24 protein-coding genes and 1 pseudogene are annotated in these 24,218 nt (G+C 72.0%); 15 read left to right on the forward strand and 10 right to left on the reverse strand.

Going from position 1 to position 24,218, the window contains the following annotated elements:
* Window positions 1–18 precede the first annotated feature (18 nt).
* From BG482_RS22295 to BG482_RS41300, 10 genes are all read left to right on the forward strand, one after another.
* On the forward strand, window positions 19–1,110 hold the full coding sequence (locus BG482_RS22295; protein ID WP_069770853.1) for a hypothetical protein: 1,092 nt from the start codon (window positions 19–21) through the stop codon (window positions 1,108–1,110).
* A 347-nt stretch (window positions 1,111–1,457) separates the two neighbouring features.
* Complete coding sequence (locus BG482_RS22300) at window positions 1,458–2,687, forward strand: M20 family metallopeptidase (RefSeq protein ID WP_069770854.1); 1,230 nt, start codon at window positions 1,458–1,460, stop codon at window positions 2,685–2,687.
* Window positions 2,688–2,971: 284 nt separating this feature from the next.
* Window positions 2,972–4,030, forward strand: a complete 1,059-nt coding sequence (locus tag BG482_RS22305; protein WP_069770855.1) for a BMP family protein — start codon at window positions 2,972–2,974, stop codon at window positions 4,028–4,030.
* Window positions 4,031–4,232: 202 nt separating this feature from the next.
* Window positions 4,233–5,759, forward strand: coding sequence for an ABC transporter ATP-binding protein (locus tag BG482_RS22310; protein ID WP_256096451.1), 1,527 nt, complete (start codon window positions 4,233–4,235; stop codon window positions 5,757–5,759).
* Window positions 5,756–6,883, forward strand: a complete 1,128-nt coding sequence (locus BG482_RS22315) for an ABC transporter permease (RefSeq protein WP_069770856.1) — start codon at window positions 5,756–5,758, stop codon at window positions 6,881–6,883. Before BG482_RS22310 ends, BG482_RS22315 begins: the two co-directional genes overlap by 4 nt.
* Complete coding sequence (locus BG482_RS22320; RefSeq protein WP_069770857.1) at window positions 6,883–8,169, forward strand: ABC transporter permease; 1,287 nt, start codon at window positions 6,883–6,885, stop codon at window positions 8,167–8,169. The genes BG482_RS22315 and BG482_RS22320 overlap by 1 nt, the downstream gene beginning before the upstream one ends.
* Complete coding sequence (locus BG482_RS22325) at window positions 8,166–8,567, forward strand: cytidine deaminase (RefSeq protein ID WP_079142027.1); 402 nt, start codon at window positions 8,166–8,168, stop codon at window positions 8,565–8,567. Before BG482_RS22320 ends, BG482_RS22325 begins: the two co-directional genes overlap by 4 nt.
* Before the next feature lie 85 nt (window positions 8,568–8,652).
* A complete protein-coding gene (locus BG482_RS22330; protein ID WP_069770858.1) occupies window positions 8,653–9,936 on the forward strand; it encodes a thymidine phosphorylase in 1,284 nt (427 codons plus the stop codon).
* Window positions 9,937–10,055: 119 nt separating this feature from the next.
* Window positions 10,056–10,640 carry a Uma2 family endonuclease gene (locus tag BG482_RS22335; protein ID WP_069770859.1) on the forward strand — a complete coding sequence of 195 codons (585 nt, stop codon included), beginning with the start codon at window positions 10,056–10,058 and terminating at the stop codon, window positions 10,638–10,640.
* 53 nt (window positions 10,641–10,693) lie between these two features.
* A complete protein-coding gene (locus BG482_RS41300) occupies window positions 10,694–11,047 on the forward strand; it encodes an STAS domain-containing protein (RefSeq protein WP_141746651.1) in 354 nt (117 codons plus the stop codon).
* Here BG482_RS41300 and BG482_RS22340 read toward each other — a convergent pair.
* The 3 genes and pseudogenes from BG482_RS22340 to BG482_RS22350 form a co-directional block, all read right to left on the reverse strand.
* Window positions 10,931–11,947, reverse strand: a complete 1,017-nt coding sequence (locus BG482_RS22340; RefSeq protein ID WP_069770860.1) for a sigma-70 family RNA polymerase sigma factor — start codon at window positions 11,945–11,947, stop codon at window positions 10,931–10,933. The two genes, BG482_RS41300 and BG482_RS22340, sit on opposite strands and share 117 nt — an antisense overlap.
* 130 nt (window positions 11,948–12,077) lie before the next feature.
* Window positions 12,078–12,364: pseudogene (locus BG482_RS22345) on the reverse strand (DNA polymerase III subunit beta); the annotation flags it as partial.
* Window positions 12,365–12,377: 13 nt separating this feature from the next.
* Window positions 12,378–13,706 (reverse strand): MFS transporter, encoded by a 1,329-nt coding sequence (locus BG482_RS22350; RefSeq protein ID WP_069770862.1) that lies wholly within the window; start codon window positions 13,704–13,706, stop codon window positions 12,378–12,380.
* Window positions 13,707–13,769: 63 nt separating this feature from the next.
* Between BG482_RS22350 and BG482_RS22355 the strand changes: the two genes are divergently transcribed.
* Window positions 13,770–14,732, forward strand: coding sequence for a LysR family transcriptional regulator (locus tag BG482_RS22355; protein WP_079142029.1), 963 nt, complete (start codon window positions 13,770–13,772; stop codon window positions 14,730–14,732).
* Between the two features lie 16 nt (window positions 14,733–14,748).
* Here the strand turns inward: BG482_RS22355 and BG482_RS22360 are convergent, their stop codons facing one another.
* On the reverse strand, window positions 14,749–15,510 hold the full coding sequence (locus tag BG482_RS22360) for a dienelactone hydrolase (RefSeq protein WP_069770864.1): 762 nt from the start codon (window positions 15,508–15,510) through the stop codon (window positions 14,749–14,751).
* Between the two features lie 113 nt (window positions 15,511–15,623).
* Here BG482_RS22360 and BG482_RS22365 point away from each other — a divergent pair, with 113 nt between their 5' ends.
* Window positions 15,624–16,787 (forward strand): adenosine deaminase, encoded by a 1,164-nt coding sequence (locus tag BG482_RS22365; RefSeq protein ID WP_069770865.1) that lies wholly within the window; start codon window positions 15,624–15,626, stop codon window positions 16,785–16,787.
* Window positions 16,788–16,926: 139 nt separating this feature from the next.
* Entirely contained in the window at window positions 16,927–17,280 is a 354-nt protein-coding gene (locus BG482_RS22370; protein WP_069770866.1) for an ATP-binding protein, read from the forward strand.
* A gap of 89 nt (window positions 17,281–17,369) precedes the next feature.
* Here the strand turns inward: BG482_RS22370 and BG482_RS22375 are convergent, their stop codons facing one another.
* From BG482_RS22375 to afsQ1, 5 genes are all read right to left on the reverse strand, one after another.
* Window positions 17,370–17,573, reverse strand: coding sequence for a PspC domain-containing protein (locus tag BG482_RS22375; RefSeq protein ID WP_069770867.1), 204 nt, complete (start codon window positions 17,571–17,573; stop codon window positions 17,370–17,372).
* Between the two features lie 130 nt (window positions 17,574–17,703).
* The gene (locus BG482_RS22380; protein WP_069770868.1) at window positions 17,704–18,255 is read right to left on the reverse strand and encodes a VanZ family protein; all 552 of its coding nucleotides are present in this window, start codon (window positions 18,253–18,255) and stop codon (window positions 17,704–17,706) included.
* Between the two features lie 216 nt (window positions 18,256–18,471).
* Window positions 18,472–19,101 carry a hypothetical protein gene (locus BG482_RS22385; RefSeq protein WP_069770869.1) on the reverse strand — a complete coding sequence of 210 codons (630 nt, stop codon included), beginning with the start codon at window positions 19,099–19,101 and terminating at the stop codon, window positions 18,472–18,474.
* 2 nt (window positions 19,102–19,103) lie between these two features.
* Window positions 19,104–20,699, reverse strand: coding sequence for a HAMP domain-containing sensor histidine kinase (locus tag BG482_RS22390; protein ID WP_069770870.1), 1,596 nt, complete (start codon window positions 20,697–20,699; stop codon window positions 19,104–19,106).
* On the reverse strand, window positions 20,696–21,373 hold the full coding sequence (gene afsQ1 / locus BG482_RS22395; RefSeq protein WP_057584528.1) for a two-component system response regulator AfsQ1: 678 nt from the start codon (window positions 21,371–21,373) through the stop codon (window positions 20,696–20,698). Before afsQ1 ends, BG482_RS22390 begins: the two co-directional genes overlap by 4 nt.
* Window positions 21,374–21,985: 612 nt before the next feature.
* On the opposite strand from afsQ1, the gene BG482_RS22400 reads away from it, so the two are divergent.
* Window positions 21,986–22,729, forward strand: a complete 744-nt coding sequence (locus BG482_RS22400; RefSeq protein WP_069770872.1) for a SigE family RNA polymerase sigma factor — start codon at window positions 21,986–21,988, stop codon at window positions 22,727–22,729.
* A gap of 247 nt (window positions 22,730–22,976) precedes the next feature.
* On the opposite strand, the gene BG482_RS22405 is transcribed toward BG482_RS22400, so the two are convergent.
* On the reverse strand, window positions 22,977–23,684 hold the full coding sequence (locus BG482_RS22405; protein WP_079142031.1) for a uridine kinase: 708 nt from the start codon (window positions 23,682–23,684) through the stop codon (window positions 22,977–22,979).
* Between the two features lie 59 nt (window positions 23,685–23,743).
* Here BG482_RS22405 and BG482_RS22410 point away from each other — a divergent pair, with 59 nt between their 5' ends.
* Complete coding sequence (locus BG482_RS22410) at window positions 23,744–24,151, forward strand: hypothetical protein (protein WP_069770874.1); 408 nt, start codon at window positions 23,744–23,746, stop codon at window positions 24,149–24,151.
* Window positions 24,152–24,218: the final 67 nt, after the last annotated feature.

Genomic DNA, 24,218 nt, shown 5'->3' on the forward strand with positions numbered 1-24,218 from the left:
CGGGATGGTCGTACGACGATGAGTCCTCGCGCCGGGAAGAACACCGGCCCCACCCCCCACACCCTCGCCTTCGTGGAGAGCCCGGTGCAGCTCCTGAACGTCCTGGAGTGGGCGCACTCCCGGCTGCTCCACGGGCGGCGGGAGCCCGGCGCAGGGCTCACCCTCGTCGTCCTGTCCCCGAACGACCCGATGACCCGCGGCCAGCTGCGCCGGATGGCCGAGCTGGCCCGCCGGGAAGGGCACACCGTCCGCTGGGAGGAGGCCCGCGACGGCGCCACGGCCCCCTTCCGCACCGTCGGCAGCCTCACCGGGCTGCTGCGGCGCGCGGAACGGATGGTGATGGGCGACCCGTTCTCCCGCTACGTCCAACTGCTGCTGACCCTCACCCGGGCGCGTGAGCTCGTCGTGGTGGACGACGGCACGGCGACGATGGAGTTCGTCGGCCAGCTGGCCCGCGGCGAACGACTGGTGCGCTGGCATCGCAAGGGCAGCCGGACGAGCCCCCGCGACCTGCTCTTCGCCCCGGTCTCCGGGGTGGCCCGCCGCCGCCTCACGCCCGGTCCGGACCACGGCGTCGAGGTGTTCTCCGCGATGCCGATCACGGACGCCCCGGACGGCGTCGTCCTGACGGCCAACCGCTTCGTCTGGACCCGGGACCGCTTCGGCCCGCCGCGCGTCACGAAGGGCGCGGACATGGTGGGCACCTCGCTGGTCGAGACGGGGGTGGTGGACGCCGACCGCTATCTGGAGGCCGTGCGGACCCTGGCCCGCGCCCACGGCGTCACGCGCTACTTCGCCCACCGCCGCGAGAGCGCGGAGAAACTCCACCGGCTGGCCGTCGAGACCGGACTGCAGGTCGTGCGCCCCGAGCTCCCGCTGGAACTGATCGCCCGCCGGGGCCCGACAGGCCGTACGGTCCTCAGCTTCCCGTCCACGGTCGTCCACACCCTGCCCCTGGCCCTGTCCGGGACGGACGTCCGCGTCACGGTCTGCGACATCGACCCGGCCTGGCTGACCGCCGGCGCCTCACCGCGGGCGCGGGGCTTCCTGGCGGGGGTGACGGGAACGGCCCGTGCCGCGCACGGACTGACGGCGGTGAACCCGGCCTGAGCCCTCACCCGCGCGGGTGGACGGTGGATCACGTCGGCGGGCGCCCGGAGCGGTCCCGGCGCCCCGCCCCTGCGTCGCTCCGCGTGGCGGGACGACCGCGCGCAGGCGATGATTCCGGGATCGATCCCGGAACGTGGACAGGCACGGCGTGCCTCGAGCGGTCCGTGGTATCCGTGAGAGGAAGGAAGAAGTGTGGGAGCCGAACCGAAATCGGCGGAGTTTACCCACCCCCCACAGCAGCCATGCGCCGCGCGGCCGACTTTTCTTCGCCTGACGGGTTGAAGTTTTGTTGATCGTAGGTCGGTCGACCGCTTCGGCGTCCTACCCTTCAGAGGGTGAAGCAACTGATGTCCCGAGAGTCCGAGGCCGATCCTTCAGGGGAAGACACCCTCCCCGGCGTCCTGCCGGAGGCGCTGCGCGCAGAGCTGGTGGCCTTCCGCCGCGACCTGCACATGCACCCTGAGCTGGGCAACCAGGAGTTCCGTACGACGGCCGCGATCAAGGCCCGCCTGGAGAAGGCGGGGCTCGAACCACGCGTACTCGCCGTCGGGACCGGCCTCATCTGCGACATCGGGACCGTGGGCGCGGCCGGCGGCACCCCCGTCCTGGCCATGCGCGCCGACATCGACGCGCTGCCCATCCCGGACACCAAGACCGAGTGCGCCTACCGGTCCACCGTGCCCGACCGCGCGCACGCCTGCGGCCACGACGTGCACACCACCGTCGTCCTCGGCGCCGGGCTGGTCCTGGCCGAGCTGCACCGCCAGGGCCTGCTCCCGCGCCCGGTGCGGCTGATCTTCCAGCCCGCCGAGGAGGTGCTGCCCGGCGGCGCCGCCGACGCCATCGAGGACGGCGCGCTGGACGGCGTCGGACGGATCATCGCCGTGCACTGCGACCCCCGGGTCGACGCGGGCCGGATCGGTCTGCGCCAGGGCGCGATCACCTCCGCCTGCGACCGGCTGGAGATCTCCCTGGACGGGCCCGGCGGACACACCGCCCGCCCCCACCTCACCACCGACTTGGTCACGGCGGCCGCCCGCGTGGTCACCGACGTGCCCGCGCTGGTCGGGCGGCGGGTCGACACCCGCGCCGGGCTCGCGGTCACCTGGGGCCGCATCGAGAGCGGCCACGCGCCCAACGTGATCCCGCAGCACGCCGAGCTGTCCGGCACCGTCCGCTGCCTGGACATCGACGCGTGGCGGCAGGCCCCGGACATCGTCGTCGCGGCCATCGACGAGGTCGCCAACCTGCACCGCGCCAAGTCCGAGATCAACTACGTGCGGGGCGTCCCCCCGGTCGTCAACGACGCCGACGTCACCGAGCTGCTGCGGGACGCCATGGTCGCCCGGCGCGGCGAGACGGCCGTCGAGGGCACCGAGCAGAGCCTGGGCGGCGAGGACTTCTCCTGGTACCTGGAGCGGGTGCCCGGCGCGATGGCCCGCCTCGGGGTCCGCACGCCCGGCGAGCGCACCGTCCGCGACCTGCACCAGGGCGACTTCGACGCGGACGAGTCGGCGATCACCGCCGGTGTGGAGCTCTTCACGGCGGCGGCCCTGCTGGACGCGGCGGGCAGGTGAGCGGACGGCGGCGGGACGGTTCGTAGGCCGTTCCGCCGTCTGGCGCAACACTGTTGTAAGCCATTCGTCCCCGGTTCGAAATCAACTCCGCACAGCTGTAAGGGGCCGAGTTCAGACGGTGTTCGCCTCGAATCGATAACGGCGCCGCGAGGGGTGTTTTTCTGACATCTACGCGCGTTACGATGCCGCGAAGCCGACGCCGACAGGGCGTCCGGCTCGAGCACCGGCATGGTGCTCACATCAAGCGCCGACGAGGCGCTCAGGTCAGGTGAAGGAGCCTTCCCGTGCGCCGGGTAGCCAAGCTTTCTGCTGCGTGTATCGCGACCGCAGCTCTCGCAGTGACTGCCACAGCATGTGGCAGCACCTCCTCCGACAGCAGCAGCTCGTCCTCCGCCTCCGCGGGCAGCGGCTCGGGTGTCAAGATCGGTCTCGCCTTCGACGTCGGCGGCCGTGGTGACCGATCCTTCAACGACTCCGCCGCGCGCGGCGCCGACAAGGCCAAGTCCGAGTTCGGCGGCTCGACCAAGGAGCTGACCGCCAAGAACTCCGACACCGAGGCCGACCGCGAGCAGCGCCTGACCGACCTGGCACAGGCCGGTTACAACCCCGTCGTCGGCGTCGGCTTCTCCTACGCCGCGTCGATGACCAAGGTCGCCGCGAAGTTCCCGAAGACCAGCTTCGGCATCGTCGACTCGGTGGTGGACGCCAAGAACGTCGACAGCATCACCTTCACCGAGGAGCAGGGTTCCTACCTGGCCGGCGTCGCCGCGGCGCTGAAGACCAAGAAGAACCACGTCGGCTTCATCGGCGGCGTGGACACCCCGCTGATCAAGAAGTTCGAGGCGGGCTACGCCCAGGGCGTCAAGGACACCAACCCGAAGGTCAAGGTCGACGTCCAGTACCTGACCCACGGCTCCGACCTGTCCGGCTTCTCCAGCCCCGACAAGGGCAAGGAGGCCGCGTCCGGCATGCTCGACAACGGCGCCGACGTCGTCTACACGGCGGCCGGTTCCTCCGGCAACGGCGCCATCGAGGCCGTCGCCGGCACCAAGGGCGCCTGGGCCATCGGTGTGGACTCCGACCAGTACAACATCCCGGGTCTGGCCAAGTACAAGAACGCGATCCTGACCTCGATGGTCAAGAACGTCGACGTCGGCGTCTACGACTTCATCAAGTCCGTCCACGACGGCAAGCCGCTGACGGGCCAGAACAACTACACGCTCGCCAAGAACGGTGTCTCGCTCGCCACCAGCGGTGGCTTCATCGACGACATCAAGACCCAGCTGGACGCCGCCAAGAAGAAGATCGTCGACGGCACGATCACGGTCAAGACCACCCCGTGATCTGACGGTCCCCGCCGTACCCCGGCTCGATGAGGGGGGTGTATGAGAGCCCCCCTCGTCGAGCCATAACAATGTGTCAACTCTACGCGTGTAGCACGGAGTTGCCGCGCTAGCGTCGCCGACGCCTGCCCTCCCCTACGCAGCCCCTTTTCCCCGAGGAGAGTGCGCCATCAACGCGTCCAGCCCTCCCGCTGCCGTCGAACTGCGCGGCATCACCAAGCGATTCCCCGGCGTCGTCGCCAACCGCGACATCGACATCACCGTGCGCACGGGCACCGTCCATGCCCTGTGCGGCGAGAACGGCGCCGGCAAGTCCACCCTGATGAAGATCCTCTACGGCATGCAGCAGCCGGACGAGGGCACCATCACGGTGAACGGCGAGCGGGTCGCCTTCAGCAACCCCGCCGACGCCATCGCCCGCGGCATCGGCATGGTGCACCAGCACTTCATGCTCGCCGACAACCTCACCGTCCTGGAGAACGTCGTCCTCGGCGCGGAGAAGCTCCACGGCATCGGCGCCAAGGCCCGTACGAAGATCAGGGAGATCTCCGAGGCCTACGGGCTGAACGTCCGGCCCGACGTGCTCCTCGAGGAGCTCGGCGTGGCCGACCGCCAGCGCGTGGAGATCCTCAAGGTTCTCTACCGCGGCGCGAAGACGCTCATCCTCGACGAGCCCACCGCCGTCCTCGTGCCGCAGGAGGTCGACGCCCTCTTCGACAACCTGCGCGAGCTGAAGGCCGAGGGCCTCACGGTCATCTTCATCTCCCACAAGCTGGGCGAGGTGCTGTCCGTCGCCGACGAGATCACCGTCATCCGGCGCGGCACGACCGTCGGCACGGTCGAGCCGGCGGGCACCACCCCCAAGCAGCTCGCCGAGCTGATGGTCGGCAGCGAACTGCCCACGCCGGAGACAGAGGAGTCCACGGTCACCGACGTCCCGCTGCTGAAGCTGGACGGGCTGCACCTGACCCAGACCGACCTCGACGGCGTCGAGCGGATCATCCTCGACGCGATCTCCTTCACCATCCACAAGGGCGAGGTCCTCGGCATCGCCGGCGTGGAGGGCAACGGCCAGTCCGAGCTGGTCGAGGCGATCATGGGCATCCGCGACCCGGACGCGGGCGTCATCACCCTCGACGGCGCCGACATCTCGCACGTCCCCACCCGCCGCCGCCGCGAGGCAGGCGTGGGCTACATCCCCGAGGACCGCCACCGCCACGGCCTGCTCCTCGAAGCGCCGCTGTGGGAGAACCGCATCCTCGGCCACGTCACCGAGAGGCCGAACTCCCACGGCCAGCTGCTCGACATCGGGGCCGCCCGCACCGACACCGAGCGCATCGTCCAGGCGTACGACGTCCGCACGCCCGGCATCGACGTGACCGCCGCCTCGCTCTCCGGCGGCAACCAGCAGAAGCTCATCGTCGGCCGCGAGATGAGCCATGCCCCCAAACTCCTCATCGCCGCCCACCCCACCCGCGGTGTGGACGTCGGCGCACAGGCCGCCATCTGGGACCACATCCGCGAGGCCCGCCGCGAGGGCCTGGCCGTGCTGCTGATCTCCGCGGACCTGGACGAGCTCATCGGGCTCTCCGACACCCTGCGGGTGATGTACCGCGGCCGGCTGGTCGCGGACGCCGACCCCGCGACGATCACCCCCGAGGAGCTGGGCTCCGCCATGACGGGTGCGGCCACCGGCCACCTGGAGCACGCAGAGGACGACGCCCGATGAACAAGCTGACCAAGCGGATCGACAAGGAGCGGCTGCTCCTCGGCATCGCGGCACCGCTGCTGGCGCTCGTCGCCGCGATCGTCGTGACGGCCCTGGTGATCCTGGCCACCGGCAAGAACCCGGGCGCCGCCTTCAGCGACATGCTGACCTACGGCTCCGCCAGCGACAGCCAGGTCTACATCCTCAACAAGGCGACGACGTACTACCTGGCAGGCGTCTCGGTGGCCATCGGCTTCCGTATGAACCTGTTCAACATCGGCGTCGACGGCCAGTACCGGCTCGCCGCGTTCTTCGCCGCCGTTCTCGGCGGCGCGCTGACCACGCCCGGCTGGATCTCCATCCCGCTGATCATCCTGTGCGCCATGGCGACCGGCGCCGTGTGGGCGGGCATCGCCGGCGTCCTCAAGGTGACCCGCGGGGTCAGCGAGGTCATCTCGACGATCATGCTCAACGCGATCGCCACCGCGATCATCGCCTTCCTGCTGCAGCCGGGGAAGCTCGCCGAACTGCAGAGCGGCGGCACGGTCATCTCGACCAAGCCGCTGGCGAAGTCCTCGTACTTCTTCAGCATCGACACCGGCCCGGCCGGCGTGCTGTGGGGCTTCGTCGTCATCGCCGTGCTCGTCGGCGTCGCGTACTGGTTCGTGCTCGGCCGCACCCGGTTCGGCTTCGACCTGCGCACGGTCGGCCAGTCCGAGAGCGCCGCCGCCGCGAGCGGTGTCTCCGTCAAGAAGATGATCGCCACCAGCATGGTCATCTCGGGTGCGGTGGCCGGTCTGATCGGTATGCCGACCCTGCTCAACGACAGCCACCAGTTCAGCAACGACTTCCCGTCGGGCATCGGCTTCACCGGCATCGCCATCGCCCTGCTCGGCCGCAACAACCCGGTCGGGATCGCGCTGGGCGCGCTGCTCTGGGGCTTCCTGGAGCGCACGACCAACCACCTCGAGTTCGAGGGGTACGACAAGGAAATCCTCGGCGTCATCCAGGGCGTCATCGTCCTGTGCGTCGTCATCGCCTACGAGCTCGTCCGCCGCTACGGCCTCAAGCGTCAGCAGCAGCGGGTCGGCGCCGAGCTCGCCGCCCAGGCCGCCGCCCCGACCCAGAAGCAGGAGGTGGCGTGATGACTGCCACGATGACCGACACGCCGCCCCCCGCGGCGCCCAAGGCGGACGCGACGGACGGCCGGTCGGGCCGTTCGGTCGGCCAGATCCTCATGATCGTCGCGGGCGCGCTCCTGCTCGTCGCCGCGGTCCGCGTCATCACCGGGGCCAATCAGCTGACCTCTGACGGCCAGGTCTCCGCGGCCCTCGGCCTGGCGGTGCCCATCGGCCTGGCCGGCCTGGCCGGTCTGTGGTCCGAGCGGTCCGGTGTGGTCAACATCGGCCTCGAAGGCATGATGATCCTCGGCACCTTCGGCGCCGGCTGGATCGGCTGGCAGTCCAACCCGTGGCTCGGCCTGCTGTGCGGCATCGGCTTCGGCGTTCTCGGCGGTCTGGTGCACGCCGTCGCGACCATCACCTTCGGCGTCGACCACATCGTCTCCGGTGTCGCCGTCAACCTGCTCGCGCTCGGCACCACCCAGTACCTCGCCAAGATCTTCTTCTCCGAGGGCAAGCCGGCCGAGGCGGGCGGCAACCCCAAGCAGTCCCCGCCCGTGGATTCGCTGCCCAACGTCAGCGTGCCCGGTCTCTCGGACGGTCTGCAGTCCGTCGAGAACCACCACTGGTTCCTGATCTCGGACATCGCCGGCATCCTCGGCGGCCTGGTCACGAACCTGTCCGTGGTGACGCTCTTCGCCCTCGTGCTGTTCGTGGGCAGCTGGTGGCTGCTGTGGCGCACCGCCTTCGGCCTGCGGCTGCGCTCCTGCGGCGAGAACCCGATCGCCGCGGAGTCCCTCGGCGTCAACGTGTACAAGTACAAGTACGCGGCCGTGGCCGTCTCCGGCGGCCTCGCCGGCCTCGCCGGCGCGTTCCTCGCCCTGGTCACCTCCCACACCTACCTGGAGGGCCAGACCGGCGGCCGCGGATACATCGGCCTCGCGGCCATGATCTTCGGCAACTGGCGTCCCGGCGGCCTGGCCATGGGCGCGGGCCTGTTCGGCTACTCCGACGCGCTGCAACTGCGCAACGGCGGCGAGACCGTCCACGCGCTGCTGCTCCTGCTGGTCGTGCTCCTCGCCGGACTGGCCGGCTGGAAGCTCTACCGGAAGGCGCACTGGCAGGGCGGGACCTGCCTCATCGTGGCCGCCCTCGTCCTGGTCTGGTACCTCTTCACCGACGAGGTCCCCAGCGACTTCGTGGGCGCCACCCCGTACGTCGTCACGCTGCTGGTGCTGTCGCTGTCCGCACAGCGGCTGCGCATGCCCAAGGCCGACGGCATGCGTTACCGGAAGGGCCAGGGCAAGTGACCCCGTCGTCCGACGTCGACTGGGCGGCGCTGCGCGAGCTGGCCCGCGAGGCCATGTCCCACGCGTACGCCCCCTACTCGGGCTACCCCGTCGGGGTCGCCGCCCTGGTCGACGACGGCCGTACGGTCTCCGGCTGCAACGTCGAGAACGCCTCCTACGGCCTCGGCCTGTGCGCCGAGTGCGGGCTGGTCTCGGAGCTGCAGCGAACCGGCGGCGGCCGGCTGACGCACTTCACGTGCGTCGACGGCCGGGGCGAGATCCTCGTCCCGTGCGGCCGCTGCCGGCAGCTGCTCCACGAGTTCGGGGGGCCCGACCTGCTGCTGGAGACCCCGGCGGGCATCCTGCCGCTGTCCGAGATGCTGCCCCAGGCCTTCGGCCCGGACCATCTCACCAAGTAATTCCCGTGCGGCCCCTCCGAGTTGCCCGAGCGACTCGCTCCGAGGGGCCGTGCGGCTTCTGGAACCCTCGGAAGGAAGCCAAGCCATGGCCATGGACGCCATCTCCGTCATCCGCACCAAGCGGGACCGCGGCGAACTCAGCGACGCACAGATCGACTGGGTCATCGACGCGTACACCCGCGGGGAGGTCGCCGACGAGCAGATGTCCGCGCTCGCGATGGCCATCCTCCTCAACGGCATGAACCGCCGCGAGATCGCCCGCTGGACCGCCGCGATGATCGCCTCCGGCGAGCGCATGGAGTTCTCCTCCCTGTCCCGCCCGACGGCCGACAAGCACTCCACGGGCGGCGTCGGCGACAAGATCACCCTTCCGCTGGCCCCCCTGGTGGCGGCCTGCGGTGCGGCCGTCCCGCAGCTCTCCGGCCGCGGCCTCGGCCACACCGGCGGCACGCTGGACAAGCTGGAGTCGATCCCCGGCTGGCGCGCGCTGCTCTCCAACGAGGAGATGCTCTCGGTGCTGGACGGCACGGGCGCGGTGATCTGCGCGGCGGGCGACGGCCTGGCCCCGGCCGACAAGAAGCTGTACGCGCTGCGGGACGTCACCGGCACGGTCGAGGCGATCCCGCTGATCGCCTCGTCGATCATGTCGAAGAAGATCGCCGAGGGCACGGGCTCGCTGGTCCTGGACGTGAAGGTCGGCACCGGCGCCTTCATGAAGACCATCGAGGACGCCCGTGAGCTCGCCTCGACGATGGTCGGCCTGGGCACCGACCACGGCGTGAGGACCGTCGCGCTGCTGACGGACATGTCCACCCCCCTCGGTCTGACCGCGGGCAACGCCCTGGAGGTCCGCGAGTCGGTCGAGGTCCTGGCCGGCGGCGGTCCCGCGGACGTCGTGGAGCTCACCCTCGCGCTGGCCCGCGAGATGCTGGACGCGGCGGGCGTGAAGGACGCCGACCCGGCGAAGGCCCTGGCCGACGGCTCGGCCATGGACGTCTGGCGCCGCATGATCGCGGCCCAGGGCGGCGACCCGGACGCGGCCCTGCCCACCTCGAAGGAACAGCACGTGATCAAGGCCCCGTCCTCGGGCGTGCTGACCCGCCTCGACGCCTACGACATCGGCGTCGCCGCCTGGCGCCTCGGCGCGGGCCGCGCCCGCAAGGAGGACCCGGTGCAGGCGGGCGCGGGCGTCGAGCTGCACGCCAAGCCCGGCGACACGGTCACGGCCGGCCAGCCGCTGCTGACCCTGCACACCGACACCCCGGAGCGCTTCGACTACGCCCTCCAGGCCGTCGAGGGCTCGTACGACGTCGAGGCCCCCGGCACCGCGTTCACCGCGTCCCCGGTCGTGCTGGAACGCATCGCCTGACCTGGCCCGCGGCCACAGACGCCGCTGTCGCAGCCCCCTGCGGGTGAACGGGATCGGTGGACCGCCGCCGGTCCCGTTCGGCATGCTGGACTCGGTGACGCACCGACAAGGAGACCGCCATGAGCGCACTCACAGTGGGCCACGACCCCGAGCAGAGCTGGGACGACCTCGTCCGGTTCTGGGAGGAGATGGACTGGCCCGAGGGCAGCAAGGTGGAGATCATCGAGGGAATCGTCACCGTGTCACCTGCTCCCGCGTACCGCCACAACGTGATCGCTGAACGCATTCAGCGTCGCCTCTACTCGGTGATCCCCGAGAACTGGGGGATCTTCCAGACGCTCGCCATCGCCGTGCCGTCCCGTCTGGGCATGCTCATCCCCGACCTCGTGGTGGCCCCCGTGCGGGAGCACACGGAGGCGGACACCCACATCCCGGCCGCACTGGCGGAGCTGGTCGTGGAGGTCACGTCCAAGTCCAACGCCCGGCACGACCGCATCAGCAAGCCTGCCGCCTACGCCTCGGCGGGCATCCCGTTCTACCTCCTCGTCGACCGCTGGGCCCCCGAAGGCGCGAGCGCGACGCTCTACGGAGAACCGAAGGGCGACGTCTACCGCCTGCTGAGCACCGCGAAGTTCGGCGAGGCCCTCAAGCTTCCCGCGCCCTTCGACGTGGTCATCGACACCGCTGAGTTCCCCGCCGAGTAGGCCAGTCCCGTTCGGCGGCGATGAATTGAGACGTCGGGCACGGTCTACCGATCGTGGAAGCGACGACACCCCCCGTGCTCACCCTGACCGGACCGGTCGCCCGAGAACAGGCGACCGGGCTGGGCGACGCCGTGTTCGCGCTGCTCGCCGGCGAGGAGACCGGGGTCGTCGTCTGCGACGTCGCCGGCATCGGGCCGCCCGGGCTGGCCGCCGTCGAGCTGCTGGCGCGGCTCCAGCTGGCCGCCCGGCGGGCCGGCGGGCGGATACGGCTGCGCGCCCCCGACCCCGCGCTACGCGCCCTGCTCGACCTCGTCGGGATCCCCGTCGAGGTGGAGGGGGAGGCCGAAGAGGGGGAACCAGCGCTGGGTGTCGAGGTAGAAGTGGAACCCGGTGAGGCGTCCCTCTGAGATCTCCAGGACCTGGATCGCCCAGGGCGTGTGACCGCCCTTGTCCGGGTCCGGCTTGTACTGGGCGAAGCCCGGCAGGCCGTTGACCTGGACCGGCAGCAGCCGCGAGCCCTCACAGGCGGAGCCGAACGTGGTCATGAAGCCGGTGATGTCGTCATGGCCGGTCAGCCACAGGTCGAACGGCGGCATCGTCATGACGGCGTCCTCGTGCAGCAGGGCCGTCAGCGCGGTCATGTCGTAGCCCTCGAAGGCCGCCATATAGCGTTCGAGGAGCTTCTGCTGTTCCTCGTCCAGCGGGTCCGACACGGCCGCGTCCGCGCCGGAGGCCTTCTGCTCGGCGAGCGTCGCCCGGGCCCGCTGGAGCGCGCTGTTGACCGAGGCGACCGAGGTGTCGAGGAGCTCGGCGACCTCGCTCGCCCGCCACGCCAGCACCTCCCGCAGGATCAGCACCGCCCGCTGCTTCGGCGGGAGCTGCTGCAGCGCGGCCATGAACGCCAGCCGCACCGACTCCTTGGCGACGGCCGCCTCGGCCGGGTCCTCCACCGTGGGCAGCACGCGCGCGTCGGGCATCGGCTCCAGCCAGGTGTTGTCGGGGCGGGGCGAGAGCGCGGCCCGGGCGAGCGGGGTGGCTTCGGTGAGGTCCATCGGACGGGCCCGCTTGTTGCCGGCCGTCAGCATGTCCAGGCAGACGTTCGTGGCGATCCGGTACAGCCAGGAGCGCAGACTGGAGCGGCCCTCGAACTTGTCGTAGCTCCGCCAGGCGCGCACCAGGGTGTCCTGGACCGCGTCCTCCGCCTCGAAGGAGGAGCCGAGCATGCGGTAGCAGTAACCGGTCAGCTCGGTCCGGTGCTTCTCCAGTGCGACGTCGAGGTCCGTCGTCGTCGCGGTGCTGTTGCCCATCGTCCACCCACCCCTGTGGCCGTCCTGTCACGCGTCTTCGCGCCCAGCACTTCGGAAGCTACCGCAGCCCACTGACAATGGCCCGGCGAGTCGACGAAAGCGCAGGTGGAAGACGGTGCGTGGGCCGCTGTCAGACCAGCTGTCGCACCGACATCAGCAGATGCCGGTGGACCTGCGGCCCGTCCGCCGCGCCCGCTGCCCCGCCTCCAGCAGCGCCACCCGCAGCGCCGGCGTCCCGAACGAGGTCAGCGCGTCCGGCAGATACGCCGGGCCGAACGCCACGGTGATCTCCCGCGCGCCGGTCAGCGCGGCGGGCAGCCGCTGTGCGGCCACGTCGTCGCCGTGGCCGGCGCGCACCAGAACCGAGTCCGCCGAGAAGTCCAGCCGCACCGGGCTGTCGGCGTCCGCGACCAGGGAGGCGGTCAGGCGGTCAGCGAGCGGCCACCAGGACGTCCCGTCGGGCGGCGACCCGCGCCGCGCGGGTTCCGAGGGCGGTGATCGCCACGACGCCGAGCACCGCCAGGACGCCCACGGCGACCGTGCCGGACCAGCCGCCCGCGTGGAAGGCCGTCGCCCCCACCGTGGAGCCGACGCTGGAGCCGACGTAGTACGAGGACTGGTAGAGGGCGGAGGCCTGCGCGCGACCGGTGGTCGCCGTCTTGCTGACCGCGGAGGACGCCACCGCGTGCCCCGCGAAGAAGCCCGCCGTGATCAGGACCAGGCCCAGCAGGACCGGCGCCAGCGAGTCCGCCAGGGACAGCAGCAGCCCCGTGGCCGTGGTGCCGCCCGCCAGGTACAGCGCGCCCCGGCGGCCCAGCCGGCCGACCAGCCGGCCCGCGGTGGACGCCGACACCGTGCCCACCAGGTACACCAGGAAGACGGAGCCCACGATGCCCTGCGGGAGGGAGAACGGCGCCTCCGTCAGGCGGTAGCCGATGACGGTGTACACGCCGCCGAAGACGGTCATGAACAGCGCGCCGATCGCGTACAGACGGCGCAGCAGCGGGTCGGCCAGGTGGCCGCGCACGGTACGGGCCAGGACGCGGGGGGCCAGGGAGCCCGTCCTGAAGTGCTTCGGCGCGGGCAGCAGCAGCCGGAAGGCGATCGCGCAGGCCACCGCCAGCGCGCCGATCACGCCGACCGCGATCCGCCAGCCCCACTCCTGCGCGACCCAGCCGGTGATGACCCGGCCGCTCATCCCGCCGACGCTGTTGCCCGCCACGAACAGACCGATGGCCGTGACCAGCGCCTTCGGCCGGACCTCCTCGGCGAGATACGCGGTCGCCGAGGCCGGGAGCCCGGCCAGCGCGGCGCCCTGGACCGCCCGCAGCACGACCAGCGCGCCCAGCGTGGGGGCGAAGGGGACCAGCACGCCCACGGCCACCGCGACCGCCAGCGAGGCCGTCATCACCGTGCGGCGGCCGTAGCGCTCGGACAGGGCGCTCATCGGCAGCACGAACAGGGCCAGTCCGCCGGTCGCCGCCGCCACGGTCCAGCTCGCCTGGCTCGCCGGCACCCCGAAGTCGCCGGAGATCAGCGGCAGCAGGGCCTGCGTGGAGTAGAGCAGGGCGAACGTCGCGACCCCGGCGAGGAAGAGGGCGAAGCTCATCCGGCGGTAACCGGGGCCGCCGGGGGTCATACGGGAGTCGGCGGGGGCCGTGCGGGAGCCGTCGGCGGAGGAGGCGACGACGCGGGAGGCGGCGGGGACGGACGAGGCGGCGCCCACGATCGTGGACGCCCCGGTACTGGCGGGAGACATGCCTCGAAGTTATGTACGCCCCCGCTCATCCGTCCAATGCACGGAATCGTCATAATCGTTCCCATGGCGCATCAGCAGAGGTCACGGGCTCGGCTGTCACCGTCCGGTGACACAGAAGACACGACGGACATGTCGAGACTGCTCGCCCCCCGGCTCGCGTACTTCGCCGGGGTCGCCCGCACCGAGCACGTCACGCGGGCCGCCCAGGAGATGAACGTCCCCCAGTCGACGCTCTCGCGGGCCATGGTCCGTCTGGAACACGATCTCGGCGTCGACCTGTTCGCCCGCCGCGGCCGGACGGTCTCCCTCACCCCCGCGGGCCGCACCTTCCTCGCCTCCGTCGAGCGGGCTCTCGCCGAGGTCGAGCGGGCCGCCGACGAGGTGCGGGCCGACGCCGACGCGGCCACCGGCAAGGTCGCGTTCGGCTTCCTGCACACGATGGGCGCGGAGACCGTCCCGGGCCTGATCCACGCCTTCCGCGCGGACCACCCGCGCGTGCGCTTCAGCCTCGTCCAGAACTACGGCGAGGCGATGATCGAGCGGCTGCGGGCGGGCGAGCTGGACCTCTGTCTGACCTCCCCGGTCCCGGACGCCCCCGACCTGGTCGCCCGCCGGCTCGACGAACAGAAGCTGCGCCTGGTCGTCCCGGCCGACCACCGTCTCGCCGCCCGCCGACGAGTCCGCCTGGCCGAAGCGGCCGACGAGAGTTTCGTGACCCTGGAGCCCGGCTACGGCCTGCGCCGCATCACCGACGACCTCTGCAAGGAGGCCGGCTTCCGTCCTCGGGTCGCCTTCGAGGGCGAGGAGGCCGAGACGCTGAGGGGACTGGTGGCGGCCGGTCTGGGAGTGGCGCTGCTGCCGCCGCCCGCCGTCGCCCGCCCGGGCGTCGTGGAACTGACCGTGACCGCCCCGCGCGCCGCCCGCGAGATCGGCGTCGCCTGGCTGGACGGCCATCCGGACACGCCCCCGGTTGCCGCGTTCAAGAAGTTCCTGCTGTCGAGGAGGGGCAACCTGCTGCCGACCTGAGGGGGCCGGGGCGCCGTCACCGGCGCAGCGACCTGCCGAATCCGGCCGCGAGCGGCATCCGCAGCCCCAGCGGCGGCGGCGCCGCCAGCGCGTCCACCACCGGCCGGGACAGCGCCCGCCCGAACAGCGTGCCCATGACGAAGTCCTCGGCCAGGGCGTGGACTTCGCTCCGGTACTGGTGCAACCGGTGGCCGTCGGAGTGCACTTCGAAGCGGCACACGTCCCGGTTGGCCTTCTTCGCCCGCGCGGCGAGGCGGAACGACAGCTCCGGGTCGCAGCGCCCGTCGTTCGTGCCGTGCACGATCAACACCCGTCTCCCCGCGAGCTGCTTCACCGGTTCGGGCGGCGCGGCCAAGTCCTCCTCCGGCAGCCATGGAGCGATCGCCAGCACCGAGCCGACGGCCTCGTGACCGCCCGCGCGCAGCGCCGCCCGGGCGCCCATGCCGACGCCGGCCAGGCACACGGGGACGTCCCCGTAGCGCCGGACCACTTCGTCGGCCGCCCAGCCGGCGTCGGCCGCCGGATGCGCCTCGCTGCCGTTCCAGCCGCGGTAGCGGTAGTGCACGGCGTGGACGGCCAGGCCCTCCTCGCGTCCGGCCCGCGCGAGCCTGCGCCCGAGGCCCCGGACGGAGGCGGCGGCCCACATGGAGGACGGTCTGCGGCTGGAGACCTCCTCGCCGCCGGGGAGCAGCAGCACCGCTCCGCTCACCGCCGTCGGCTCCGGGCCGAGCGCCCGCCCCAGCCGGACCGTCCGAACCGGCGTCACTTCCTGTCCCATGACAGAACAGTGTCAGAAGCACCGATGTACTCCACCCGTCCGTGCGGTCACCGTTACATATCGGCGCAGTTGTACAGCGCGCCGTCTACGCGCGTAGGAGTTAGAGTGCGCCAATGACGAGCCAGAGCATCCAGTCGGGCACCGCCCCCAGCTCGGACCAGATCCGGCGGGCACCCAAGGTTCTGCTGCACGACCACCTCGACGGCGGGCTGCGTCCCGGCACGATCGTCGACCTCGCCCGGGACGCCGGGTACGGCCGACTCCCCGAGACCGACGCCGACAAGCTCGGAGTCTGGTTCCGGGAGGCCGCCGACTCCGGTTCCCTGGAACGGTACTTGGAGACGTTTTCGCACACCGTCGGCGTGATGCAGACCCGCGCGGCACTCGTGCGGGTCGCCCGCGAGTGCGCCGAGGACCTCGCCGAGGACGGCGTCGTCTACGCCGAGGTGCGGTACGCGCCCGAGCAGCACCTCGACGGCGGGCTGAGCCTCGAAGAGGTCGTCGAGGCCGTCAACGAGGGCTTCCGCGAAGGCGAACGGACGGCCCGGGACAACGGCCACCGCATCCGGGTCGGCGCGCTGCTCACCGCGATGCGGCACGCGGCCCGCGCCCTGGAGATCGCCGAACTCGCCAACCGCTACCGGGACCAGGGGGTCGTGGGCTTCGACATCGCCGGCGCCGAGGCGGGCTTCCCGCCCACCCGGCACCTCGACGCCTTCGAGTACCTCAAGCGCGAGAACAACCACTTCACCATCCACGCCGGCGAGGCCTTCGGGCTGCCGTCCATCTGGCAGGCCCTGCAGTGGTGCGGCGCCGACCGGCTCGGACACGGTGTGCGCATCATCGACGACATCGAGGTCGCCGCCGACGGGAGCGTGAAGCTCGGCCGGCTCGCCTCCTACGTCCGCGACAAGCGCGTCCCGCTGGAGCTGTGCCCCAGCTCCAACCTCCAGACCGGCGCCGCCGCGTCCTACGCCGAGCACCCCATCGGACTGCTGCGCCGCCTGCACTTCCGGGCCACGGTCAACACCGACAACCGACTGATGTCCGCCACCAGCATGAGCCGGGAATTCGAGCACCTGGTCGACGCATTCGGCTACACGCTCGACGATCTGCAGTGGTTCTCCGTCAATGCTATGAAGTCAGCATTCATTCCTTTCGATGAACGACTGGCCATGATCAATGACGTGATCAAGCCCGGATATGCCGAGCTCAAGTCCGAATGGCTGTTCCAGCAGACCGTCTCCACCAGGGGTTCCGTGTCCGCGGAAGACTGATTCCCGGGTTTTACCGGGTGCGGAATGCGGGCGGGTGTTCACCATCCGTCCGCATTTCGATGTTTGCCGCCGACCCCTCCACGTGTTTACGGTCGAGAACCGCTCAGTTCCCCGTATCCCATTCGAGGACGCATTCATCATGAAGCAGTCTGCTGCCAAGACCCTCGGTGTCGCCGCTCTCGGCGCCGCCTTCGCCGCCGTCGGTGCGGGCGCCGCGAACGCCGCCCCCGCGGTCCCGGACGCCACCCAGGCGCTGGACGGCATCACCAAGACGCTGCCGGCGGAGAACGTGGCCCAGGCGCTGCCCGGCGCCGGGCAGGCGCTGACGCAGGCCCAGCCGGCGCTCGCCGCGGGCCTGACCGCCGCCCAGCCGGTCGCCGAGAAGCTGCTCACCGGGGGCCCCACCGCGCCCGTCGCCGGTCTGCTCGGCGGACTGCCGCTGCAGGGCCTGCCCACGCACGGTCTGCCGGTCAACGGCATCCCGCTGGGCTGAGCGGCTCCGCCGCCCCTGCGCGCACCGCGCCGTCGGGGCGCACCCGGTCCTCCCGGGTGCGCCCCGACGGCGCCTGCGGCGAACGGCTGTCACCAGGCCGTGCGGGCCGCCCGGTCCTCCGACGGGAACAGCACCCACAGCGCTATGTAGAGCAGGAACTGCGGGCCCGGCAGCAGACAGGAGAGCACGAAGATCACGCGCATCGTGGTCGCGGAGGTGCCGAAGCGCCGGGCCAGCGCGGCGCACACTCCGCCGATCATGCGGCCGTTGGTGGGGCGGGCGAGGCTGGACATCTGCGGCTCCTTCGTGAGCGATGAGGGCCCCACCCGCTCGAACGAAGTCGAGAGTGGGGGACGGAGGCGGCCCCTGCGGCTGCTCCATCTGACGTCAACGCTACGGTGACGAAGGGGACGAAGCGTCGCTCTATGGGGCGATGCCGACCCTGGGAAAACTCGGGGTCAGACCCTGAGCCGCATCCTCCTGGCGGACCGGCGCGGACGACCGGTGCCCGTCCCTGCGACGCAGCCGCGCGCGCACCGCCGGCACCACCGCGGCATGGGCGAGGGCCACGCCCACGGTGTTCAGCAGCATGGAGTCCACGTCCACGACCTGACCGGGCACGCCGGTCTGCAGCAGCTCGATCCCCAGCGACAGCAGCGCGCCCGCCGTGACCGTGCGGATCAGGGAGGCGAGGGGCGAGACCCGGACCCTGCCGTGCACCAGCGGCAGCAGGACGCCCAGCGGGGCCAGCAGCCCCAGCCCCGCGCCGATCCGCCGGGCCGCCTCGGGCCAGCCCAGCCGCAGGTCGGCGCGGATCCCGTCGAACGGATGCAGATTGGCCGGCAGTACCCAGGGGACGTCCAGTGGGCGCAGCGTGACCCAGGCGACGAACACGAGGTGGGCGGCCAGGAGAACAATCCCGGTCGCGCGGATGCGGATCGCGGCGCTGCCGCCGATGGAGCCTTGACGCTGCACGCCCCCCAAGACGCGCCCCCCGGCACGATCGGTTCCGGACCACTTCCCGCCACCGGCGGCGCACTCGGGTCCCGCCGCTCCCCGGCAGACGGTGACCTGCGACGACGACGGCCGCGGACCCCCGTATGAGGCGTCCGCCACACCCGCCGCCCGCCGTCCTGCACGGCCGCCCGGTGCCGTCGCCCCGGCCCCGCACCCGACGCGGGGGCGGGCGGCTCAGCCGTCGTTGGCGACCGGCGACGAGGGGGGCTCGGCGCTGCCGGGGCGGGAGCGGACCTCGTCGGTGCAGGCGTAGCGGCGCACCGGGGTGGAGCCGGGGCCGCCCAGGACCACCGAGCCGTCCCCCTCGGCGGCCGCCGAGTCGGAGAACGTGCAGACCAGCTGGGCGAGGGCGTACGAGGTCAGGGTCCCGGGCGGGGTGCTCAGCCGCAGCGTGTCGTCCGGGTCCTTGCGGCCCGGCCCGTGCACCGTCATCCCGCCGCGCACGTCCGTCGTGTACCCGGCCTCCTTCTCGGCCGCCGACGGAGACTCGGCCAGCTCGTCCAGCAGGCCCTGCGCGACCAGTGCGCGCCGCGCGGAGTCCGCCGCGCCGTCCGGCACCCGCACCGACCGGTCCACGGCCACCAGCGACGAACCGCACAGCAGGAACACCTGCACCGGCACGCCCGCGCGCGCGGACTGCGTCGTGACGTCCGGCTCGGTGAGCGAGCAGCGCACCCGGGAGGGCGCGGGCCCGAAGTCGGTCGGCACCTCGGTGGCCCGGATGCCGCAGCCGGCGAGCAGACCGGCCGCCAGGCCGGCCAGCGCGGGCCCGGCGAACAGCCGTCGTACGGTTCCACGGCTCATGGTCACGTCGCGTCCCCCTTTTCCGGCACGGCCCGCACGCCGTGCTCACCGCCGTCGCCCTCCTCGCCGTCGTGTTCCGCCCGCTCGGAGACGCCCTGGGGCAGCCGCAGGGTGAACACCGCGCCGCCTTCCGGGGAGTTGGCGGCGGTGATCCCGCCGCCGTGGATGTGGGCGTTCTCCAGGGCGATGGACAGACCGAGCCCGCTGCCCTCGGAGCGCGGCCGGGAGGCGCTCGCCTTGTAGAACCGGTCGAAGACGTGCGGCAGCACGTCCTCGGGGATGCCGGGCCCGTGGTCGCGCACCGCGATCACGACCGAGTCGTCCGCCGTCGACACCGACACCCGCACCGGCGATCCGCCGTGCTTGAGCGCGTTGCCGATGAGGTTGGCCAGGATGACGTCCAGACGGCGCGGGTCGAGCAGGGCGTGAATGCCGCGCTCGGCGTCCAGGTCCACGGCGTCCAGCCAGGCGCGCGCGTCGATGCAGGCGGTGATCTGGTCGGCGACGTCGACGTCGTCCAGGACCAGCCGGGCCGTTCCCGCGTCGAAGCGGGTGACCTCCATCAGGTTCTCGACGAGGGTGTTCAGCCGCCGCGTCTCGCTGACCACCAGCCGCACCGCGGGCTCGATCATCGGGTCGATGCTGCCCGACTCGGCGTCCAGCTCCTCCTCCAGCACCTCCGCGACGGTGGTGATGGCGGTCAGCGGCGTCCGCAGCTCGTGCGACATGTCGGCGACGAACCGGCGCGAGGCCTCGTCACGGGCGGCCATGTCGTCGACCCGCTTCTCCAGCGCCTCGGCCGTCCGGTTGAACGTCCGCGACAGATCGGCCAGTTCGTCCGTCCCGGAGACCCGCAGCCGGGTGTCCAGCCGCCCCTCGCCGAGCCGGCGCGCCGCGACGCCCAGCCGGTGCACCGGCTTCAGGACGGTCGTGGCGGCGGCCTGCGCGAGCAGCGCGGCCCCGACCAGCGCCAGACCGGTGGCGATCCCCAGCGACCAGGCCAGCGAGTTGAGGTCCTTGGCCTCCGGCTCCAGCGACTTGCGCATGTAGCCGGTCGGCCCGCCCCCGATCACCTTCGTCCCGGCCACCAGATACGGCGTCCCGTGGTCCACGACCCGCTGCCAGTACAGGTGGTAAGGGGACTTGTTGCCGCCGCCGACGTCCTGCTGCCTGTTGACCGCCGTGCGCAGCGACTCGGGCACGTCCTCCAGCGCGAACCCGTTCAGCCCGCCGGAGTTGCCGTACACGGTCTGGCCGCTGCTGTCCGCGGCCACCAGCAGCACGCTGAACCGCTGGCTGCTGTTGGCCATCTGCCCGGCCGTGTGCTGCAGTTCGTCCTGCGAGGGATGCTCCGGGAGCGAACCGGCCCGGTTCTGCATCTCCTGCTCGAAGTCCCGCAGCACCGAGCCCTGGGTGCGGGTCAGCACGGCCTCGCGGTTGAGCCAGTACGCGATGCCGGACGCGGACACGGCGGCGGTCAGCGCCACGGCGCCGAACACCAGGACCAGCCGCAGCCGCAGGCTCGTCAGACGCAGCCGTGACAGTCTTCCCCTGCGCGACGCGGACCGGCCGCGCAGCCCCCCTTGCGCTTCGGTCACTGAGGGGCGTCCAGGCGGTAGCCGACGCCGCGCACGGTACGGATCAGGACGGGCGACGACGGCACGTCCTCCACCTTGGCCCGCAGTCGCTGGACACAGGCGTCCACCAGCCGCGAGTCGCCCAGGTAGTCGTGCTCCCACACCAGGCGCAGCAACTGCTGCCGGGACAGCGCCTGGCCGGGCCGCCGGCTCAGCTCGAGCAGCAGCCGCAGCTCCGTCGGGGTGAGCTGGAGGTCCTCGCCGTTCTTCGTCACCGTCATCGCGGCACGGTCGATGACGAGGCTGCCGAAGGTGGCCGCGTCGCTCGACTCGCGCTCACCGCGCCGCAGCACGGCCCGGATCCGGGCGTCCAGCACCCGGCCCTGGATGGGCTTGACGACGTAGTCGTCGGCGCCGGACTCCAGCCCGACGACCACGTCGATGTCGTCACTGCGCGCGGTGAGCAGGATGATCGGCAACTGGTCGGTGCGCCGGATGCGACGGCACACCTCGAAGCCGTCGATGCCGGGCAGCATCACGTCCAGCACGATCAGATCCGGCCGTTGCTCGCGCAGCAGCTTCAGACCGTCCTCACCGCTCGCAGCGGTCGCCACCCGGTGTCCCTGGCGCGTCAGTGAGAGCTCCAGGGCCGTACGGATGGCGTCGTCGTCCTCGATCAGCAACAGGGAAGGCACGGGCTCATTCTGGCCCATGAGGGGCCTGTCGTTCGACCTGTGGGGCGGTGCCCGTCCGGGCGCGGGTGCCGGAGCGAGGTGGTTTCGGCGGCGCGCGCGGCGTGCGGCGGCCCGGCCGCGTCCCGCGACCGCCCGCGCCGACGCCCCACGTCCAGCGGGTCCGCACCCCGTGGACCTGCGGTTTCGGACAGTCCGAGGGGTGTCTGGCGGGTGCCCGGAGCGGGGCGGCCCACCGGATCGGACGGAACCGGCCGCCCCCGCGGCCCGGCGCGCGAGCCCGGCCGGACCCGCCAGGAACCCGCACAGGACGCCGCTGTCCCCGTCGAACACGGCCGGCTCCGGCCCGGCGGCGGGGACCGGGCCGGAGGAGCCGGCAGCGGACGCCGATGACCTGCGAGGACCGGGCCGACTGCCGTACCGCGGACGGCTGTGGACGATCTGTGCGCCTGCCGTGAACAGGCCCCTGTGACAGGTCTGTGACAGTCGGCGGACACGGCGATGAAGTGGCCCGGGCAATCTTTTCGTCACAAGGCACGGCGACGCCGAACACCACAGCGAAGCCGGGCCGGAGCGAGAGACCGAACACCGTAAGTCCACGACGGGGGGCGCGAGATGAACACGCTGCACGGTATGAGCACCAACGCAGTCGCAGTCGTCACGCGTCTGCACGACGTGAACCGGGGTTCCGAGAAGTCCGGTGCGGTGACCGCTCGGGGGTGCGGTCGCGGCGCCGGGCGTCAGCACACCGCCTTCATGACGGTGGTCGACGCGGGGGAACAGGCGGCTCACGGGGGAGCCGCGTACGGGGAGGACACGGGGGAGCGTCGCTCGCTGACCGAGGCGGAGTTCACCGCCTACGTCCAGGAGCGCCGCGCCTCCCTGTACGCCACCGCCTACCACCTCACGGGCGACCGCTTCGAGGCCGAGGACCTGCTGCAGAGCGCCCTGTTCTCGACCTACCGGGCATGGGAGCGCATCAGCGACAAGGCCGCGGTCGGCGGATACCTCCGCCGGACCATGACCAACCTGCACATCAGCGCGTGGCGCCGCCGCAAGCTGAACGAGTACCCGACCGAGGAACTGCCGGAGACGCCCGGCGACACGGACGCGATGCGCGGCACGGAACTGCGCGCGGTCCTGTGGCAGGCGCTGGCCCGGCTGCCCGAACTCCAGCGGACGATGCTGGTCCTGCGCTACTACGAGGGCCGCACCGACCCGGAGATCGCGGAGATCCTCGGCATCAGTGTCGGCACGGTGAAGTCCAGCATCTGGCGCTCCCTGCGCCGGCTGCGCGAGGACGAGGTCCTCAGCTTCGGCCGTGACGAGGAGGACGCCTTCGGGGAGCTTGTCGCCTGAGGGTGAACGGGGGAAGGGCCGGACCCGCTCAGCGGAGCCGGTGAACGGGGGAAACACGGGGGAGCGGTACCGGGGGGACCCGACGGGGGACGTCGAGGGGGAGCGGTACCGCGCAAGCACGGGGGAAGCACCACCCGGGGGGGCCTGGGGGAAGCAAGGGGAAGCACGGGGGAACACGGGGGAAAGAGGAGGAGCGGGACTGGAGGGCCGGGGGGTCCGTCCAGTCCCGCTTCTTCGTGTGCGCGCCCTAGACGGTCGTGCGCGCCGTCGGGGTCAGGTCGCCCGACGCCGCGGCGGCCAGCCGGGCCAGTGCCTCGTCGCGGTCGCACGCGTACGCGCCCAGCGCGCTCTGGCGGGCCACGATGGAGCGTTCGGCGCGCATCAGGCGCCAGCCGCGGCGCAGCAGGAAGGGCACCGACTTGCGGCCCTCCTTCAGATCGCGCAGGAAGCGGCGCCGGAACGTCTTCACCGGCCCGCGGCTCAGACACAGCGCGTCGGCCAGCACGCCCAGCTCCCGGCAGCGGGTCACGATCTCGGCGGCGAAGATGCCCTCCGCGATGAACAGCGGCGTCCGCCCGATCCCGATCTCGTCCTCGCCCGTGCGGGCGCTGAGCGAGATGTCGTACACGGGAACGTTCGTGCGGCCCGTGCCGCACAGTTCCACGATCGCGGCGACGGCCGCGTCCGCGTCCCACGATCCGGGGTGGTCCCAGTCGATGTCGGAACTCCCCGCGACCAGCGGCAGCGTCGGGTCGTCCCCCTCCTTGTAGAAGTCGTCGAGCCGCAGCACCGGGAGGCCGCAGCGGGCGGCGAGCAGGGACTTGCCGGAGCCGGAAGGGCCGCAGAGCAGCACGACTCGCGTGGGTATGGGCGGAGGGGAGGTCACGGGACACCAGTGTGAGGCATCCCCCGGGCCGTCAACGACCCCGCGGGTCGGCTTTGATGCGCGCGTCACACCTCAACTACCCTTCGTGTCGACCGGATCACCTTGCGCAGCAGAAGGCGGCATCGACGATGGCCCGACACGACTCCCCCCAGACCCCCACCGGCCGGCGCGCCCTCGCCGCCCTCGCGACCGCCGGAGTGGCGCTGGGCGCGGGCGCGGGGACCGCCGCCGCGGCCACCGGCCAGCCCGCCGTCGACGTGGTGCGCACGAGGCCCACCTCGATCGGCCAGATCGACCCGCAGGCCGGGCTGCAGGGCGCGCTGGGCTCCCTGTCCTACGTCACGGGCACGGTCTCCGGCCTCAAGCCCAACCCGCTGGCGGGCACCGGCGTCGACCCCCTCGACAACGGCGTAGGCACCCAGCTGGCCGACTTCCAGCCGCTGACGTCCCAGATGCTGACCGGCCCGGTGGCCCAGGCCCAGTCGATCGGGTCGATCCCGGTGGTGGGGGACGTCACCAAGGTGCTCGGCGGCTGACCGCGCCCCGCACGGCACACGCACGGAAGCCGCGCCGCCCCCGGACGGAGGGGCGGCGCGGCTTCCG

Origin of the sequence: Streptomyces sp. LUP30 (assembly GCF_001746365.1) — a bacterium.
Lineage (GTDB): Bacteria > Actinomycetota > Actinomycetes > Streptomycetales > Streptomycetaceae > Streptomyces.

Bases quoted from the DNA above. Each gene is read 5' to 3' on its own strand.
- BG482_RS22295 (WP_069770853.1), top strand. From the start codon at position 19: ATGAGTCCTCGCGCCGGGAAGAACACCGGCCCCACCCCCCACACCCTC.
- BG482_RS22300 (WP_069770854.1), top strand. From the start codon at position 1,458: ATGTCCCGAGAGTCCGAGGCCGATCCTTCAGGGGAAGACACCCTCCCC.
- BG482_RS22315 (WP_069770856.1), top strand. From the start codon at position 5,756: ATGAACAAGCTGACCAAGCGGATCGACAAGGAGCGGCTGCTCCTCGGC.
- BG482_RS22320 (WP_069770857.1), top strand. From the start codon at position 6,883: ATGACTGCCACGATGACCGACACGCCGCCCCCCGCGGCGCCCAAGGCG.
- BG482_RS22330 (WP_069770858.1), top strand. From the start codon at position 8,653: ATGGCCATGGACGCCATCTCCGTCATCCGCACCAAGCGGGACCGCGGC.
- BG482_RS22335 (WP_069770859.1), top strand. From the start codon at position 10,056: ATGAGCGCACTCACAGTGGGCCACGACCCCGAGCAGAGCTGGGACGAC.
- BG482_RS22340 (WP_069770860.1), bottom strand. From the start codon at position 11,947: ATGGGCAACAGCACCGCGACGACGACGGACCTCGACGTCGCACTGGAG.
- BG482_RS22350 (WP_069770862.1), bottom strand. From the start codon at position 13,706: ATGTCTCCCGCCAGTACCGGGGCGTCCACGATCGTGGGCGCCGCCTCG.
- BG482_RS22355 (WP_079142029.1), top strand. From the start codon at position 13,770: ATGGCGCATCAGCAGAGGTCACGGGCTCGGCTGTCACCGTCCGGTGAC.
- BG482_RS22360 (WP_069770864.1), bottom strand. From the start codon at position 15,510: ATGGGACAGGAAGTGACGCCGGTTCGGACGGTCCGGCTGGGGCGGGCG.
- BG482_RS22365 (WP_069770865.1), top strand. From the start codon at position 15,624: ATGACGAGCCAGAGCATCCAGTCGGGCACCGCCCCCAGCTCGGACCAG.
- BG482_RS22370 (WP_069770866.1), top strand. From the start codon at position 16,927: ATGAAGCAGTCTGCTGCCAAGACCCTCGGTGTCGCCGCTCTCGGCGCC.
- BG482_RS22375 (WP_069770867.1), bottom strand. From the start codon at position 17,573: ATGTCCAGCCTCGCCCGCCCCACCAACGGCCGCATGATCGGCGGAGTG.
- BG482_RS22385 (WP_069770869.1), bottom strand. From the start codon at position 19,101: ATGAGCCGTGGAACCGTACGACGGCTGTTCGCCGGGCCCGCGCTGGCC.
- BG482_RS22400 (WP_069770872.1), top strand. From the start codon at position 21,986: ATGAACACGCTGCACGGTATGAGCACCAACGCAGTCGCAGTCGTCACG.
- BG482_RS22410 (WP_069770874.1), top strand. From the start codon at position 23,744: ATGGCCCGACACGACTCCCCCCAGACCCCCACCGGCCGGCGCGCCCTC.